The organism is Novosphingobium sp. ES2-1 (assembly GCF_015169775.1).
GTDB lineage: Bacteria > Pseudomonadota > Alphaproteobacteria > Sphingomonadales > Sphingomonadaceae > Novosphingobium > Novosphingobium subterraneum.
Genome location: NZ_CP063445.1, coordinates 1,180,440 through 1,196,243, shown reverse-complemented (window position 1 = coordinate 1,196,243; position 15,804 = coordinate 1,180,440). Strand labels below are relative to the sequence as shown.

Genomic DNA, 15,804 nt, shown 5'->3' with positions numbered 1-15,804 from the left:
TGAGCAGCAAGGCGGCGAAGGCGGACAAGAGCAGCTTCATGGTTTCCTCCCTCAATCGAGCGCCAGTGGCAGATAGACGTGCGCGCGCTGGTGTGGCGGGGCGACCTCGTCGGCATCGTCGAGGTAGTTGATCAGGACAGGTCCCTCACCCAGTTCCAGATCGCGCGCGAGCAGCTCTGCGTAGAGCGTGTCGATCAGGCCATGCAGGTCGTCATAGTCGCCGGTAGCGAAGAACGAGAGGTGCGGGCCGCCCCGAATCTGGCGCTCTTCAAGGTCGCCGCCGGGTGTGCCGAGACCGCCGGTATCGAGGGCGCAGGTAAAGCGGCAGGCTTCGGGTGCGGCGTGGCGGGGATCGTCGTGCGGCATGCCCCAGATCGCCTGCAGGCTTTCCGGCCGCAACTGGGCAAGCGCGAGTTCGAACAGCCGTCCAAAGCCGCGGTTCAGTTCGGAATAGGCGCCGACATTACGGACGGAGAGCAGGCGCAGCGGGGCGAGTTCGACGATCTCGATGCGCAGCGCGCTCTGCGGGTCCGATCGGGGCTCGCCCAAGGCTTTGGCGGTGTTGCTGAGGCTTTGCGGGTCACTGCCGAGGGCAGACGGAGTCTGGCCCGTCGTGGCACGCAGGGCGCGGGCATAGGCTTGCGTGGTGGCATAACCGCTCTGCCCGGTGGCGGCGCTGATGCCTTGCGCTGACAGAGCGGGCAGGCTTCCGGCGAGGCGTGCGCGGGTAATGGCGGCACCGGGAGCTTCGCCGGTCATCAGGCGAAATATCCGGTGAAAGTGATATTCCGACATCGCCGCTTCTGCTGCAAGGTCCGCGAGGCTTGGCACTTCGCCTGTGGCGAGACTGCGTTCGAGCAGGGCAATGGCGCGTTCGATGCGAGTGGCGTAGCGGCTGCGTTGGTCAGGCTTCATGCGCGTCCTTCCGGGTCTCATGCACTGCCCTCATGTCTCGCTGCCGGGGTCTTGTCGTTCCCGATCTTGCGCTTTCTAGGGAGCGAGCCACGCAGCTTGCCACGGAGAGGCTGCGTCTTGGCGGGTGAAGCGGGCGCGGGTGCCGCCTTCGTGGGTGAGGTGCAACCAATCAAGGCTGCGCACTTCGACCAGCAGGACGGCGAAGTTGCCGCGGCCGGGCAAGGTTTCATCGATGGTCGGCGCGCGGTGCAGGAGGTGTTCGGGAATGGTCGACCCGGCGGCCTCCAGCACGGCGCCCGGGCCTTCCCCGGCGAGGTAACAGCGACGGCTCGAGGCGGTGGCGCACTGCCATGCGGCATCGGCGACAGGACCGCGATGTTCGATCCGCCCTTCACCGCGCATGCGGATCTGGACGCGGGTTTCGGGATCGTAGGCAAGGACGCTGACCGGGGCGCAATTGCCGATCAGCGCGCACTTGGGACTGCGCAGGTCGGTGTGGAAACGCAGGGTCAGGTCCGGTGTCGCCTCGCGCAGGACCATCATCCTGAGATCGCCATCAGCAGTGCCGACGACGGGCGTGTGCATTGCACTGCGGCGCTGCCTTGCAGCCTTGGCAAGGCGATCGGTAGCATCGGCAAGAACGCTATCGAGCGTCAACTCCATTCATCTTTCCCCATACGAACCTGAACAAAAGGCTACCAACCCGGTTCAGACATCGGACAGCGCGAATCGTTTATTACCATCGTATTAAAGCTGCGAAGGGTGTCGCGGCTCTTCATATCGGGAAAGGGTCGGTCACGATGTCCGGCAAGTCAATCTTCAGAAGCAGTGCACTTTACGCACTGGCTGTGGCCATGACCGCAACAGCAATTCCATCCACGGCATTCGCCCAGCAGCAACAGCGCGAAGAGCGTGGTGGCGGTTGGCAGCGCGGCGGTGAAAATCGAGGCGGTGAGAACCGCGGTGGTGGCAACTGGCGCGGTGGTGGTGATTTTCGCAACCAGCAGGCGCAACGCCCGCAGGCACCACAAGTGCAGCGTCCCGCCGCACCGCAGGTTCAGCGTCCGGCTTGGGGCGGGTCCAACCCCCAGGCGCAGGCAAGGCCAGAGCAATCACGGCCTGACCAGTCACGACCCGCATGGCGGGGGCGGACCGAGGGTTCGCAGCGGGATTGGGGACGTTCGCAGGGCCGCGACTGGCAATCGGGCACCGTGAACCGTCCGGCACCGGCGCAGAACGCGGGCAGGCCTGCCGTGCCGCAGCGCGGTTGGGACGGCAGACAGTGGAACGGGACCAACCCTGGCAACCAGAACGCCGGGCGGGATTGGAACCGCGACGGTCGTGACTGGAACCGTGACCGTGACCGGGACGGGCGCAACTGGAGCCGTGATCGCGACGGGCGTGACTGGAACCGCGACAACTGGCGACGCGACGATCGCCGGGGCGACAACTGGCGCAACAGTTATCGCGGGGACTATCGCCGCTGGAGCAATGACTGGCGGCGGGACAACCGCTACAACTGGAACCACTACCGCAGCGTGAACCGCGGGATCTACCGGATGCCACGGTACTACTCGCCCTATCGTGGGTACAACTACAGCCGCCTGTCGATCGGCATTTTCCTGAACTCTGGCTTCTATGGCCAGAACTACTGGATCAATGATCCCTGGGCTTACCGCCTGCCCCCCGCATACGGTCCGTATCGCTGGGTGCGTTACTGGGACGACGTGCTGCTGGTCGATGTCTATTCCGGCGAAGTGGTGGACGTGATCCACGACTTCTTCTGGTAAGTCGGGCAACCCATCCGGCCCCTGCACCAGACGGTGCGGGGGCCTTTTTCGTGCGCGGTCAGGCCCTGCTGTACTCCGCCAGCGCGCGCAGCACGTTTGTCATCATTTCACGTCCTTGCCCCGTCAGCCGCACATAGCGGCGGCGGGCATCAGTACTATCCGGTTCGCGAAAGATCAGCCCTTCCTCTTCAAGGCGAGCAATCCAGCGCAGGATAGTCGTCGACGGAATTCCCGCATCGAGACAGACGCTCGACACCTGGATATCGGTGCGGCGGCAGTCGGCGATGAACAGATCAAGAAGGATGTCCCAGCCGGGCTCTGCGAAAAGGCCTGGTCGCCCGCTTGCCTCGTCACGTTTGCGACGCAGGTTGTAGAGCGCCTTTGCAAGACGAAGGATTTCGGCGTTGGGATCTACGTAAGCGTCCAAGCAATGCTCCATGCGAGCGACAAGAAATCACGAGGAGCGTGCTGGCACCCGGCGCCGACAAGTGGCATTGCGGCTTTGCAGATACCGACCCTTGAAGGTCTGGCAGCGTTCATGATCTATTGGTGACCCGAGATGACCTCATAAGGAAGTTTGGTTAACGCAAAGGACTGCAGAAAGCTTCGCCAAATCCATAGTATTAGTCCGGTTCGGATCAATGGAACTGGATTGCGGTGACGAGCCGATTCCAACATGAGATCGTGCAATATGGGATTGTTTTCAAAGAAGAGTCAGTCATATGCAGAGACCTCGGCGCTGCGTTCGATCGGAGAGACAGTCCGCAAGCGTCTCGCAAACGACTCTGGCGTCTATCGTATACCGGTGGATGGGCTCGAGATCTTTGGCGTGGCGGATTTCTTTTCGGCCGCAGAGTGCGAAAGGCTGATCGCCATCGTCGACAAGGTGGCGCGCCCCTCCCCCACCTACAAAGGTACGGACGCGACTGGCCGAACCAGCTATACCGGGGACGTGGATCCGTTTGACCCTTTCATCCTCATGCTGCAGCGCCGGATTGACGACCTGATCGGAATCGATCCCGCGTTCGGCGAGACGATCCAGGGGCAACGCTACGAACCGGGACAGGAGTTTCGTGGCCACTATGACCACTTTCTGCCTTCGCAGCACTTCTGGGATACGGAACAGAAACGCGGCGGCCAGCGTAGTTGGACGGCCATGGCGTATCTCAACGCCGTGGAGGAAGGCGGGACAACCGACTTCACCCGTGTCAACCTCTCCATCCCGCCGCAACCGGGTGCGCTCTTGCTCTGGAACAACATGAAGCCCGACGGCACACCAAATCCTGATGCCCTGCACGCCGGAACGCCGGTTGTGCGCGGCAAGAAGTATGTCCTGACCAAGTGGTACAGGTCGCGCCCGTGGCACTGAAATGGGGGGGCTGGCACGGCCTGATTGCACTCGCTTTGCTGCAGCCGGGCGCAAGCCATGCTGCCACTGCTGCCACAGGTTCTTCCGTTGTCGCCGCGCAGATCGACAATGGCCCGCAGGCATCATCCGGTCTTCCGGAAAATGCCCAGCTTGAGCGGATCTTTGCCGATGAAATGCGGCAAGGCTTCGCGCTCGATCCTGTTGGCGCCCTGCAGCAAGGCCAGCGCGTTTCGGTCGAGGCATTCCTGCAGTTGTTCTCGCCAGAACTTGCCAGGGAGCGGCGCGAGGCAAATGCGCAACTGCTGGCGCGGCTGCGGCAAATAAGCCCCAGCAAACTGGACGAGCCACATCGCCTGTCGCGCGAAGTGCTGATCGATGCAAAAAGCGCAGACGCCGCACTGCTGCAACCCGACCTTCTGGCATTGACCGAGGTTCGCCCGTTCAACCACTTTGGCGGTTTCCACGTTTCCTACCCCGAACTGTCATCTCCGGGCAGCGGCATCGCCCTGGAGACGACGCGCGATTACGAGCTTCTGATCGCACGGCACCGCGTGCTCGGGCGCGTCTTTGATCAGGCTACTGCGCGCTTCCGCGAGGGAATGGCAAGCGGAGTGACCGAGCCGAGGCTGACGGTGGACAACATGATCGCCCAGATCGATGCCCTGCTGGCCCAGCCGGTCGAGCGATCGCCATTCACCAGCCCGGCGCGCAGCTTTCCCAGCACCTTTTCAAGCGCGGAGAAACTGCGGCTGCGCAGGGATCTGTATGCAGTCACACGGCGCGACATCTACCCGGCCTATCGGAAGCTGCGTCGGTTTCTGGCGGATGACTATCGCCCTGCAGCCCGCGAGCAGGTGGGCCTCTCTGCCTTGCCGGGAGGTGGCCCGCTCTACCGCGAACTGATTCGGGCCTATACCACGCTCGATCTCGACCCCGAGACCGTTCACGCAATGGGCCTGGGCGAAGTGTCGCGAATCCAGACCGAGATGGAGCAGGTCAAGACGGAGCTGGGCTATACCGGTCCCTTGCGCGGGTTCTTCGACGATCTGCGAACCAATCCGCGCTACCACCCCAGAACCGAACAACAGCTCGCGGAGGGCTTTCGCGCGGTCGGTCGCAAGGTTGACGCTCTGGCTCCACGCTATTTCCTGCAGTTGCCGCGCACGCCCCTGCAGATCCAGCCCTACCCTGCCTACCGCGCGAAGTTCGAAGCAGGTGGCAGCTATGCGCAAGGGACGCCCGACGGCGTGCAGCCGGGCACGTTCTTCTTCAACACCTACGACCTCAAGAGCCGATACCTGACGGGCGTGACCACACTTTACCTGCATGAAGGCGCGCCGGGCCATCACTTCCAGATCAGCCTTGCCCAAGAGAACACGGCCCTGCCCGATTTCCAGCGCTTTGGCGGCAATAACGCCTACATCGAAGGCTGGGCGCTCTACGCCGAAACCCTGGGTTTCGAGATGGGTCTCTACAAGGACCCGATGCAGCATTGGGGCACCTTGGACGACGAGATGCTGCGGGCGATGCGGCTGGTGGTGGATACGGGCCTTCACGCAAAGGGGTGGACCCGCGAGCAGGCGGTAGATTACATGCTTGCCAATTCGGGCATGGGCCGCAGCGACGCCGAGGCGGAAGTCGACCGCTACATTGCCATTCCGGGACAAGCGCTATCGTACAAGATCGGGGCGCTTACGATCCAGCGGCTGCGCAAGGAAGCAGAGTCTGCGCTTGGCCGAAAGTTCGACATCCGCGCATTCCACGACCAGGTGCTGGGGAGTGGAGCGCTGCCGATGAAAGTGCTGGAAGGCAAGGTGCGCGGGTGGATCGCACGCACCCGCGCTGCCCGTTGATCAATCGCCGAGCGCTTCGGCGATCAGCTTGCGAGTATTGCTGACGCCGTAGAGCGCAATGAAGCTGCCCATGCGCGGTCCGGCGCTGGAGCCCAGAAGCGTTTCATAGAGGCACTTGAACCAGTCGCGGAGCTGCTCGAACCCGTAATGCGGGTCCTTGCCGATCTCGTAGACGATGTTCTGCAGTTCCTCTGCGGTGGCATCGTCGGACGTACCGGCGAGTTCCTCGTCGAGCGCTGCCAGAGCCTTTGCCTCGTTCTCCTCCGGCTTGCGGCGCTGCAAAGTCGGGGCGATGAAATCGCGGTTGTAGGCCAGAGCGCGGGTGACGAGGCCATCGAGTGCGGGGTGCGCTGCAGGATCGGCGTTCTCGACATAGTTGCCAAGATACGACCAGACCTGATCGCGCGTGGCCTGCGCGCCCAATACGCCGACGAGGTTGAGCAGCAGACCGTACGTGACCGGGAGCTTTTCGCCCTCACCCTCGGCCGGACCGTTGGTGCGCAACAGGTGCCATACCGGGTTGCCGAGCTGCTGTTCGATCGGTTGGGTCGGGATCTTTTCGCGGAACTGCCAGTATTCGTCGACCGCGCGGGGGATGATCCCGACGTGGAGCGACTTGGCGCTCTTGGGCTCACGGAAGAGGTAAAAGCCCAGGGACTCCTCACTGCCGTATTCGAGCCACTGCTCGATGGTCAGGCCGTTGCCCTTGGACTTGGAGATCTTCTCGCCCTTCTCATCAAGGAAGAGTTCGTAGATCAGGCCCTCGGGGCGCTGGCCGCCGAGCACGCGGGCGATCTTGCCCGACTGCGTGACGCTGTCGGTGAGGTCCTTGCCGCACATCTCGTAATCGACGCCAAGCGCGACCCAGCGCATCGCCCAGTCGACCTTCCACTGCAGCTTGGACCAGCCGCCGAGGATGGTGTGCTCGATGGTTTCGCCATTGCTGTCGGTGAAGCGGACAATGCCGGCTTCGGCATCGACCACCTCGACCGGCACCTGCAGCACTTCGCCGGTGGTCGGCGAGACCGGCAGGACCGGCGAATAGGTCTTCCGGCGCTCCTCGCGCAAGGTGGGGAGCATGATGTCCATGATCGCCTGCCAGTTGCGCAGCACGCCCTTCAATGCGTCGTCGAAGGCGCCGGAATTGTAGCGGTCCGAAGCCGAGACGAACTCGTAATCGAAGCCGAAGCGATCGAGGAAATCGCGCAGCATGGCGTTGTTGTGGTGCGCGAAGCTTTCGAACTTCTCGAACGGATCGGGGATGCGGCTGAGCGGATGGCCGAGATGGGCATCGAGCAGCGCCTTGTTCGGCACGTTGTCCGGCACCTTGCGCAAGCCGTCCATGTCATCGGAAAAGGCGACGAGGCGTGTGGGATGGCCTCCCGTCAGCACTTCATAGGCGCGGCGAACCAGCGTGGTGCGCAGGACTTCCTGGAACGTGCCGATGTGCGGCAGGCCCGAAGGACCATAACCGGTTTCGAACAGAACCGGGACCAGTTCGCCTGACGCATCGCGTTTGCCGCCGGGGAACCGCTTTATGAGCTTGCGGGCTTCCTCGAAGGGCCAAGCCTTGGAGGTCTGGGCGGCGGTGCTGATTGCGTCTGTCATGGTGCCCGCCCTTTTGCGCGTGGGCGCGACGGGTGCAAGAGAAAACCGGGGATGACCAGACGACGAAAGGGCGGGCGCCACGCTCACGCGACGTCCGCCCTTCCGTGGAGGCTTCTGAGGGAGGCTTACTTCAGAAGCGAGAGCACGTTCTGCTGGGCCTGGTTGGCCTGGGCGATCATGGCGGTCGACGCCTGGCTGAGGATCTGTGCCTTGGCCATGGCGGTGGTTTCCGCCGAATAGTCGGTATCGAGAATGCGCGAGCGGGCATCCGACAGGTTGGTGATGTTGTCGTTGAGGTTGTTGATCACCGATTCAAGACGGTTCTGCCCTGCACCAAGCAGCGAACGCGCGCCCGAGATCGAGTCCAGTTCGGAGTCCAGCGTACCGAGCAGGGTGTTGGCCGCGGTTGCCGTCGATACATCGTATGAGCCGGCAGCACCGCCCGAGGCCTGCAGCGTGGTGAGATCGGCGATCTCGAGGATGACCTGGTCCGAAGCGTCCGAGCCTGCCTGGATCGTGATTGACGTGACGGTGCCGTCGAACAGCTGCACGCCATTGAAATTGGTGTTGGTGATGATCTGATCGACCTGCGCGGTAAGCTGGTCGACTTCGCTCTGCATGTAAACGCGGTCGGTGGCGTCCTGATAGGTGCCCGAGGCCGATTGGACGGCCAGTTCGCGAATGCGCTGCAGCATTGCGGTCACTTCGTTCAGCGCGCCGTCGGCGGTCTGAGCAAGGCTGATGCCGTCGTTCGAGTTGCGGACGCCCTGGCCCATGCCCTTGATCTGCGAGGTCATGGTCGTGCTGATGGCGAGGCCTGCGGCGTCGTCCTTCGCGCCGTTGATGCGCTTGCCGGTCGACAGACGCTCCATCGCTGTACCCAGCATCTTGTTGGCCGAGTTCGAAGCATTCGTAGCGCGTATGGCGCTGATATTCGTGTTGATGACTGCCATTTCCCATTCTCCACTATGGGCCGGAGCATCTGGTGGGACACGCCGGTATTGGTTGCTGTGGAGAAGGACGGCTGCGGGGCGCAGGTTTTAAGGGGGACGGTAAATCGCGGCGAAAGGCTCTGTTTTGGCTGGCCGTGGGGTTGTGCGGTGTTCCATTCCTGTTCTAACGCTGCGGGGTGACCGAACGCCCTGCCCTTGCCCTGCCAGCGATTCATGCAAGCCACGGCGGATGCTGGCTGCGTGACGGCTTTGCCACGCGCGGACTTGGCAAGGGCGAGGCGATCGTGGCAGCAGCCGATACGCCGCTGCTTATGCTCAATGCACCGCTGGTGGCAAGCAGGCTCGGCTATCCGGACCTTTCGGGGCTCGATCTTCTGGAGCTGTTCGCGTTCGTGCATCCGGCGCGGTTCATGGTGCCGACGCCGAAGGGCCTGGCCCATGCTCTGGGGCTTGAGGAGCCATCCGGCGACGACAAGGTGCCGCAACTGCTGCAGGAAGCCGCAGAGGCGTTACTTGCCACATGCGAGAGCGCCGACTGGGCCGAGCGGGAGGGAGCGTGGACAGCGCTGCAATCGCTGGTTCGGATGCGCTGGCCTTGGGGCACCTTGCTGACCCCGCGCATTCGCAAGCCGGACCGGGCCGAGCGCTGGCTGTTCGCCAAGCTGCCGGAGTGGGAAGAGGCGGCCGAGCGGCCTCAGCCGGCGCAGGTCGTATTGGGCGAAGCGGCAGTGGTCTCGCGACTTGCCGAGCTGACAGGCGCCGGGGCCGAAGCCCGACCGACGCAGCAGGACTACGCGCGCGAGGCCTCGCGCATGTTCGCACCGCGACAGGGACAGGGCCAGCCGCATGTCGTGCTGGCGCAGGCGGGCACGGGCACGGGCAAGACATTCGGCTATCTCGCGCCATCCTCGCTGTGGGCGGAGCAATCGGGCGGGACGGTCTGGGTCTCGACCTACACCAAGGCGCTGCAGCGACAGTTGCGGCGCGAGAGCCGGCGCGCGTTTCCAGCCTCGCGCAACGGCAAGCCGCCCGTGGTGGTGCGCAAGGGGCGCGAGAACTACCTGTGCCTGCTCAATCTGGAAGACGCGCTGCAGGGCGGGTTTGCCGGGCGGGCAGCGATCCTGGCGCAGCTGGTGGCGCGCTGGGCGGCCTATAGCCAAGATGGCGACATGATCGGCGGTGACCTGCCCGGCTGGCTCGGCACGCTGTTCCGCAAGCGCGGCATCGCGGCGCTGACGGACCAGCGCGGAGAGTGCGTTTATGCCGGGTGCCCGCATTACCGGAAGTGCTTCATCGAGCGCGCCGCGCGGGCCTCTGCCGATGCGGAACTGGTGATTGCCAATCATGCGCTGGTGATGGTCAACGCCGCACGCGGGCGCGACGCTGCGCAGCGGCCGACGCGGATCGTTTTCGACGAAGGGCACCATGTGTTCGAAGCGGCGGATTCGACGTTCTCGGCGGCACTGACGGGCGCGGAGACAATCGAGCTGCGGCGCTGGGTGATCGGGCCTGAGGGCAAGTCGCGCGGAAGGCGGCGCGGGCTTTCGGCCCGGCTTGCCGATGTGGCGAGCTATGACGAGGAAGGCGAGCGCGCGATTTCGCAGGCGCGTGAGGCGGCTGAGGCTCTGCCCTCGGAAGGCTGGCTGGCGCGGGTGGTGGAAGGCACGCCTTCAGGGCCACTGGAGGAGCTGTTGAGCGCGGCGCGGGCGCTGGCCTATGCGCGCGACGAAAGCGGCGGGCAGGAAGCGGGCTATGGGCTCGAGACCGAGATCGCGCAACTGGACGGCGGGTTCATCGAGGTGGCTGGGCGCGCGCAGGAGGCGCTGGAGGCCTTGCGCAAGCCGCTGGTGCGGCTGGGGCTGCGGCTGGAGGCCATTGTCGAGGACGGACCGGACTGGCTCGATGGTCCGGCGCGAGCGCGGATCGAGGGGGCGCGCAGTGCGATCGGCTGGCGCAGCGATCTCATCGCGGGATGGATTGCGCTGCTGGCGCGGCTGGGTGGGCCGGGCGACCCCGATTTCGTCGACTGGATTGCGGTGGAGCGTTCGGACGGGCGTGAGTGGGATGTCGGGCTGCACCGGCATTACCTCGATCCGATGAAGCCCTTTGCCAATGCCGTGCTGGCGCCTTCTCACGGGGTGATGATGACCTCGGCCACGTTGCGTGATGGCGATGACTGGCAGAGCGCGGTCGAGCGCAGCGGGGCGCCGCATCTGGACATTGCGCCGCGCCTGTTCACGGCGGACAGTCCGTTCGACTATGCGTCCCAAGCCGAAGTACTGATCGTGACCGACGTGCCCAAGGGCGACATTCCGGCACTGGCAGCGGCCTATGGGCGGCTGATCGAAGCGTCGGGCGGCGGGGCGCTGGGGCTGTTCACCGCGATCAGGCGGCTGCGCGCGGTCTATGGCCGCATTGCCGACCGCCTGGCGCGGGGCGGATTGCCGCTGTTCGCGCAGCATGTCGATCCGATAGACACCGGCACGCTGGTCGACATCTTCCGCGACGATCCGCGCGCCTCGCTGCTCGGCACCGATGCCCTGCGCGACGGGGTGGACGTACCCGGGGATTCACTGCGGCTGGTGGTTATGGAGCAGGTGCCGTGGCCCAAGCCTTCGATCCTGCACCGCGCGCGGCGACTGGCCGGCGGTGGTTCGGCCTATGACGACAGGATCATCCGGGCCCGTCTGGCGCAGGCCTTCGGGCGGCTGATCCGCTCAGCGGGGGACAAGGGACATTTCGTGGTGCTGTCCTCGGCCTTCCCTTCGCGGCTGCTTTCGGCCTTTCCGGCGGGAACGCCGATCCGCCGCGTGACGCTCGATGTGGCTTTACAAAGCGTCGGTGCCAGTGTTTCTGGACGCGAGAGTGTTCAGACACCGCGCGAGGGGATTTCGTGAAGACACTGGCCCTGTTTCGCCACGCCAAATCGGACTGGAGCGATGCGCGCGCGCGGGATTTCGACCGCCCTTTGAACGAGCGCGGCAAGCGCGGGGCGCGAGCGATGGGCGAATATATCCGCGATACCGGCCGCACCTTTGACCGCATGATCGCCAGCCCTGCCGTCCGCGCCGCCGAAACGGTCGAGGAAAGCAGCAAGGCGTGGAAGTGCACGTTCAAGATCGAATGGGACCGGCGCATCTACCTTGCCAGCTCGGCCACGCTGATCGACCTGCTGAAGGAACTGTCCGGCGATCCGAAAAGCGTCCTGATGATCGGGCACAATCCGGGGCTGGAGGACCTGATCTTCGACCTCGTGCCCGATGATGGCTCCAGCCCTTTGCGCGAAGTGGTGGAAGAGAAGTTCCCGACCGCGACGTTTGCGGTGATGGAACTTGATGTGGACGACTGGGCGGACGTAACCGAGGGTTGCGCACGGTTGGTGGAGATCAAGCGGCCGCGCGATCTGGACCCGACGTTGGGGCCGGTTTTGGTGGATTGAGGTTGTTACGGATGATTGGCAGCTTTGCCGCCGAGTGTCTGCTATTCAACTATTTGCAGCGAAAGCCGACTTTCCGGAAATGGCGCCGTTGCGGGCGTAAGACTCAACTGCGCAGATGCGCAGATGCGCAGATGCGGTATGTTTCCATCATCATTTTTCTGACTACACTGGCTAGTTGTGCCTCGTCTCAAAGGGATAGCCATTCAGCCTTGATGGACGAGATCGAAAGCGCGATACAGCTACCACCCGAAGCAGAGCCTTTAGAAAGCTATGCGCGCTACTACTCTGAGTATAAAGGGTCGGTGCGCGGAGCCTACACAACCCAAGTAGAACCGCCCAGGCCCTCCGACTACGGCTGCGAAGAGGTACAATCGGATGGCAGCTTAAAGACGGTCGACTGTCCTGCGCCAGCCGACGCTAGACCTGGCGAACGACGGTGGGTGAAGTTTGATGACTACCCTGCTGTTGCAGGTGAGAACTGCACTGCAATTCAGCTAGAGTATGATCTCCGGACAAGGAAGATTACCTACCTCGAATGTGCGCGACCTTATTATTGACGCTCATCGTCAACTAGCCTGGCTCGCAGCAATCTTGCCGAAGGTCCTTTACCAACACTATCTTTAATCTGAAGTCTACCAACCACCACCGGGGGCCGTTCAATCGGTAGTGAAAGGTCAGCGCGCCCTACTCTTCCAACGCAGCAGCCAGCCGGTCGCGGATGGATTGCAAGTAAGTCACGAGTGGGGCGGCGGATTGTTCATCTGGAGCCATGGGCGCAGGCTCTGCCGACGGGGCTGCGTTCGCAGCAGTCCCCTTCCTCCCCCGCAGCGCTTGCCTTGCGCCCTTGATCGTGAAGCCTTCCTTGTGGAGGAGGCGGTGGATTTCTGTGATGAGGGCGACGTCTTCGGGGCGGTAGTAACGGCGGCCGCCCGCTCGGGTGAGCGGGCGGAGCGTGGGAAATTGCTCTTCCCAATAGCGCAGGACGTGCTGACGGATGCCGAGCGCCTTGGCCACTTCGCCGATTGTGCGGAAAGCTGCCGGGTCTTTACCGTCGTCCGGAATAGGTCCGGCATCGGGAAGTTCGGGGACGCTCATCCGCTGGTGATCAGCCCTGGCCGATGCGGTCCTTCAGCATCTGGCTGGCGCGGAAGCTGAGGACGCGGCGCGGCGTGATCGGCACTTCGATGCCGGTCTTGGGATTGCGGCCGATCCGCTCTGCCTTGTCGCGCAGAAGGAAGGTGCCGAAGCCGGAAATCTTCACGTTTTCACCCTCAGCCAGTGCATTGCACATGTGCTGAAGAATGGATTCAACCATTTCGAGCGAATCCGCACGGGAAAGCCCCACGCGACGGTTGATGCTCTCGGCCAGATCGGCCCGGGTCAGTGTACCTACAGAACGCATCCTTTATTCCCCCCAGAAGTCAGAAGACGCCAAGGGGGCTGACAATAACGCTGATTCTGCGGAACGCAATGCAATCCATTGCTTGCGAACGATAAGACTGGCTCGACGTGGGACGTCCCGAGTCCGTCAGATCGAGTCCGTCAGATGCGGACGAGGCTGGCGCCCCAGGTGAAGCCGCCGCCCATGGCTTCGAACATCACCAGATCGCCCTGCTTGATGCGGCCATCGCGCATCGCGACATCGAAGGCGAGCGGCACCGAAGCAGCGCTGGTGTTGGCATGTTGGTCGACTGTGACGACCACCTTTTCAGCGGGAAGATCGAGCTTGCGCGCCGTGGCGTCGAGGATGCGGAAGTTGGCCTGGTGCGGTACGACCCAGTCAATCTCGCCGGCATCGTGGCCCGTCGTCTCAAGCACTTCGCGCAGGACATTGGCGAGATTGGTGACAGCGTGGCGGAAAACCTCGCGGCCTTTCATGCGGACCTTGCCGACTGTACCGGTTGTTGACGGACCGCCATCGACATAGAGCAGTTCGTTGTGCGCACCATCGGCGTGAAGGCGCGAGGCCAGTACGCCAGGAGAATCGGGATCGGATTCGTCAACGTCCTGCGCTTCGAGCACGATAGCGCCGGCACCATCGCCGAACAGAACGCAGGTGGTGCGATCTTCCCAGTCGAGAATCTTGCTGAACGTCTCAGCGCCGATGACCAGCGCGCACTTGGCCATCCCTGTACGGATCATCGAATCCGCAGTGGCCATTGCATAGAGAAAGCCCGAGCAAACCGCCGCAACGTCAAACGCGATGCCGCCGTTGCAGCCGAGGTTGTGCTGAACGATGGTGGCGGTTGCCGGAAAGGTCTGGTCGGGCGTGGCGGTGGCAAGGACGATCAGATCGACCTTCGCCGCTTCAATCCCGGAAGATTCGAGCGCGCGACGGGCAGCCTCGGTGGCGAGGGTGGAAGTGGTCTCTCCCTCCCCTGCAAGGTAACGCTGGCGAATCCCGGTGCGCTCGACGATCCATTCGTCGGTCGTATCGACCATGGTCGCCATTTCGGCATTGGTGACGCAGCGCTGTGGCAACGCCGAACCGCTGCCGCGAATGATCGAACGTACGGTCATGCCGCGTCCTCACCGGTTGCGGCAGGGGCCGCGCTGCGCCCACCGCGACCGGAGGTGCGGCCAGAAGTCCTGATCGTCTCGGCGCCAAGGCGCGCGAGGTCGGCTTCGATACGCTCGGTCAGGTTTTCCTCCAGCAGGCGGGCCGTGACGGCAACGGCATTGGCGACGCCGAGCGCCGATGCGCTGCCGTGACTTTTCACAACCACGCCATTGAGGCCAAGGAAGACCGCGCCGTTGTGGTTGTTGGGATCCAGATGGTGCTTGAGCAGCTCGGTCGCCGGGCGCGAGATCAGGAAGCCGAACTTCGAACGCAGCGACGAGGAGAAACTGCGACGGAGCAGATCGGCGACGAAGCGGGCCGCGCCTTCCATCGACTTCAATGCGATGTTGCCGGAGAAGCCATCGGTGACGACAACGTCGCAATCGCCGCGCGAGAGCTTGTCCGCCTCGGTGAAGCCGTCGAACGTCATCGCGAGATCGCCGGCCAGTTCCTTGAGCTGGTTGGCGGCATCGCGCAGGGCATCGGTACCCTTGGTCTCTTCGGTGCCGATATTGAGCAGGCGCACACGCGGCGCGTCGAGCCCGTTGACGATGCGAGCGTAGGCGGCCCCCATGATCGCGAACTGGACGAGGTTGCGGGCATCGCAATCGGTATTCGCGCCAAGATCGAGCATGATCAGGTCATGTTCGCCGAGCGTCGGCAGCAGGGCCGAGAGTGCGGGGCGATCGATACCGGGCATGGTGCGCAAGGCGAGCTTGGCCATGGCCATGAGCGCGCCGGTGTTGCCCGCGCTGACTGCAGCGCCGGCATGGCCCTGTTTCACCGCATTGATCGCCAGGCCCATCGACGTGGTCTTGGCGCGGCGGAGGGCCTGCGTCGGCTTCTCGTCACCTGACACGACATCAGGCGCGTGAAGGATTTCCGAAGCTTCGCGTAAATTTGGGTGGTTTTCGAGGGCCTGCTTGATGCGGCCCTCGTCACCAACGAGAAGGAACTTGAAACGGTCATGGCGACGACGGGCAAGTGCCGCGCCTTCAACCATAACGCGCACGCCCTCATCACCGCCCATCGCATCGACGGCGATACGCGGCAGACTCATGTCCTCAGTCCCCCCGTTTTAAGGCTTAGAGCCCGACGGCGATGACTTCGCGACCGTTGTAGTGACCGCAAGCATTGCACAGGTTGTGCGGGCGCTTGAGTTCACCGCAGTTGGAGCATTCATGGAACGCTTCGACGCTCAGCGCGTCATGGCTGCGGCGCATGCCACGGCGTGAGGGCGAAGTCTTTCTTTTGGGGACGGCCATCTCGGCACCTGTTCTTAGAATTGCGTAGTTTTGTTGCGGGCGCGATAGGGAA

General features: G+C 63.5%; 15 protein-coding genes. 5 read left to right on the top strand and 10 right to left on the bottom strand.

Annotated elements, in window-relative coordinates:
- Positions 1-51: 51 nt before the first annotated feature.
- Both IM701_RS05675 and IM701_RS05670 read right to left on the bottom strand, forming a co-directional pair.
- Entirely contained in the window at positions 52-915 is an 864-nt protein-coding gene (locus tag IM701_RS05675) for a GyrI-like domain-containing protein (protein WP_193828043.1), read from the bottom strand.
- Positions 916-990: 75 nt separating this feature from the next.
- Positions 991-1,578 (bottom strand): flavin-binding protein, encoded by a 588-nt coding sequence (locus tag IM701_RS05670; RefSeq protein WP_193828042.1) that lies wholly within the window; start codon positions 1,576-1,578, stop codon positions 991-993.
- 191 nt (positions 1,579-1,769) lie between these two features.
- On the opposite strand from IM701_RS05670, the gene IM701_RS05665 reads away from it, so the two are divergent.
- Positions 1,770-2,705: an RcnB family protein gene (locus IM701_RS05665; protein ID WP_039331511.1), complete on the top strand. Its 936-nt coding sequence runs from the start codon at positions 1,770-1,772 to the stop codon at positions 2,703-2,705.
- 58 nt (positions 2,706-2,763) lie between these two features.
- Here IM701_RS05665 and IM701_RS05660 read toward each other — a convergent pair whose 3' ends face one another.
- Positions 2,764-3,132, bottom strand: coding sequence for a MarR family transcriptional regulator (locus IM701_RS05660; protein ID WP_039331512.1), 369 nt, complete (start codon positions 3,130-3,132; stop codon positions 2,764-2,766).
- Positions 3,133-3,396: 264 nt separating this feature from the next.
- On the opposite strand from IM701_RS05660, the gene IM701_RS05655 reads away from it, so the two are divergent.
- Positions 3,397-4,074: a 2OG-Fe(II) oxygenase gene (locus tag IM701_RS05655; protein WP_193828041.1), complete on the top strand. Its 678-nt coding sequence runs from the start codon at positions 3,397-3,399 to the stop codon at positions 4,072-4,074.
- Positions 4,065-5,927, top strand: coding sequence for a DUF885 family protein (locus tag IM701_RS05650; protein WP_193828040.1), 1,863 nt, complete (start codon positions 4,065-4,067; stop codon positions 5,925-5,927). The genes IM701_RS05655 and IM701_RS05650 overlap by 10 nt, the downstream gene beginning before the upstream one ends.
- Here IM701_RS05650 and IM701_RS05645 read toward each other — a convergent pair whose 3' ends face one another.
- Together IM701_RS05645 and IM701_RS05640 are read right to left on the bottom strand one after the other, a co-directional pair.
- Complete coding sequence (locus IM701_RS05645; RefSeq protein WP_193828039.1) at positions 5,928-7,535, bottom strand: lysine--tRNA ligase; 1,608 nt, start codon at positions 7,533-7,535, stop codon at positions 5,928-5,930.
- 125 nt (positions 7,536-7,660) lie between these two features.
- Complete coding sequence (locus IM701_RS05640; protein WP_039331445.1) at positions 7,661-8,488, bottom strand: flagellin; 828 nt, start codon at positions 8,486-8,488, stop codon at positions 7,661-7,663.
- A gap of 176 nt (positions 8,489-8,664) precedes the next feature.
- Between IM701_RS05640 and IM701_RS05635 the strand changes: the two genes are divergently transcribed.
- Positions 8,665-11,385: an ATP-dependent DNA helicase gene (locus tag IM701_RS05635; RefSeq protein ID WP_193828038.1), complete on the top strand. Its 2,721-nt coding sequence runs from the start codon at positions 8,665-8,667 to the stop codon at positions 11,383-11,385.
- On the top strand, positions 11,382-11,927 hold the full coding sequence (locus tag IM701_RS05630) for a histidine phosphatase family protein (protein ID WP_039331447.1): 546 nt from the start codon (positions 11,382-11,384) through the stop codon (positions 11,925-11,927). Before IM701_RS05635 ends, IM701_RS05630 begins: the two co-directional genes overlap by 4 nt.
- Positions 11,928-12,611: 684 nt before the next feature.
- Here the strand turns inward: IM701_RS05630 and IM701_RS05625 are convergent.
- From IM701_RS05625 to rpmF, 5 genes are all read right to left on the bottom strand, one after another.
- Positions 12,612-13,022, bottom strand: coding sequence for a MerR family transcriptional regulator (locus IM701_RS05625; RefSeq protein WP_193828037.1), 411 nt, complete (start codon positions 13,020-13,022; stop codon positions 12,612-12,614).
- Positions 13,023-13,032: 10 nt separating this feature from the next.
- Complete coding sequence (locus IM701_RS05620; RefSeq protein ID WP_174544584.1) at positions 13,033-13,329, bottom strand: integration host factor subunit alpha; 297 nt, start codon at positions 13,327-13,329, stop codon at positions 13,033-13,035.
- Positions 13,330-13,469: 140 nt separating this feature from the next.
- Positions 13,470-14,447: a beta-ketoacyl-ACP synthase III gene (locus IM701_RS05615; RefSeq protein ID WP_193828036.1), complete on the bottom strand. Its 978-nt coding sequence runs from the start codon at positions 14,445-14,447 to the stop codon at positions 13,470-13,472.
- On the bottom strand, positions 14,444-15,547 hold the full coding sequence (gene plsX / locus IM701_RS05610; RefSeq protein ID WP_062346192.1) for a phosphate acyltransferase PlsX: 1,104 nt from the start codon (positions 15,545-15,547) through the stop codon (positions 14,444-14,446). The genes IM701_RS05615 and plsX overlap by 4 nt, the downstream gene beginning before the upstream one ends.
- A gap of 25 nt (positions 15,548-15,572) precedes the next feature.
- The gene (gene rpmF, locus IM701_RS05605; RefSeq protein WP_039331452.1) at positions 15,573-15,752 is read right to left on the bottom strand and encodes a 50S ribosomal protein L32; all 180 of its coding nucleotides are present in this window, start codon (positions 15,750-15,752) and stop codon (positions 15,573-15,575) included.
- Positions 15,753-15,804: the final 52 nt, after the last annotated feature.

Excerpts from the sequence above, each read along its gene's own strand:
- IM701_RS05675 (WP_193828043.1), bottom strand. The coding sequence starts at position 915 with ATGAAGCCTGACCAACGCAGCCGCTACGCCACTCGCATCGAACGCGCC.
- IM701_RS05670 (WP_193828042.1), bottom strand. The coding sequence starts at position 1,578 with ATGGAGTTGACGCTCGATAGCGTTCTTGCCGATGCTACCGATCGCCTT.
- IM701_RS05665 (WP_039331511.1), top strand. The coding sequence starts at position 1,770 with ATGACCGCAACAGCAATTCCATCCACGGCATTCGCCCAGCAGCAACAG.
- IM701_RS05655 (WP_193828041.1), top strand. The coding sequence starts at position 3,397 with ATGGGATTGTTTTCAAAGAAGAGTCAGTCATATGCAGAGACCTCGGCG.
- IM701_RS05645 (WP_193828039.1), bottom strand. The coding sequence starts at position 7,535 with ATGACAGACGCAATCAGCACCGCCGCCCAGACCTCCAAGGCTTGGCCC.
- IM701_RS05640 (WP_039331445.1), bottom strand. The coding sequence starts at position 8,488 with ATGGCAGTCATCAACACGAATATCAGCGCCATACGCGCTACGAATGCT.
- IM701_RS05625 (WP_193828037.1), bottom strand. The coding sequence starts at position 13,022 with ATGAGCGTCCCCGAACTTCCCGATGCCGGACCTATTCCGGACGACGGT.
- IM701_RS05620 (WP_174544584.1), bottom strand. The coding sequence starts at position 13,329 with ATGCGTTCTGTAGGTACACTGACCCGGGCCGATCTGGCCGAGAGCATC.
- IM701_RS05615 (WP_193828036.1), bottom strand. The coding sequence starts at position 14,447 with ATGACCGTACGTTCGATCATTCGCGGCAGCGGTTCGGCGTTGCCACAG.
- plsX (WP_062346192.1), bottom strand. The coding sequence starts at position 15,547 with ATGAGTCTGCCGCGTATCGCCGTCGATGCGATGGGCGGTGATGAGGGC.
- rpmF (WP_039331452.1), bottom strand. The coding sequence starts at position 15,752 with ATGGCCGTCCCCAAAAGAAAGACTTCGCCCTCACGCCGTGGCATGCGC.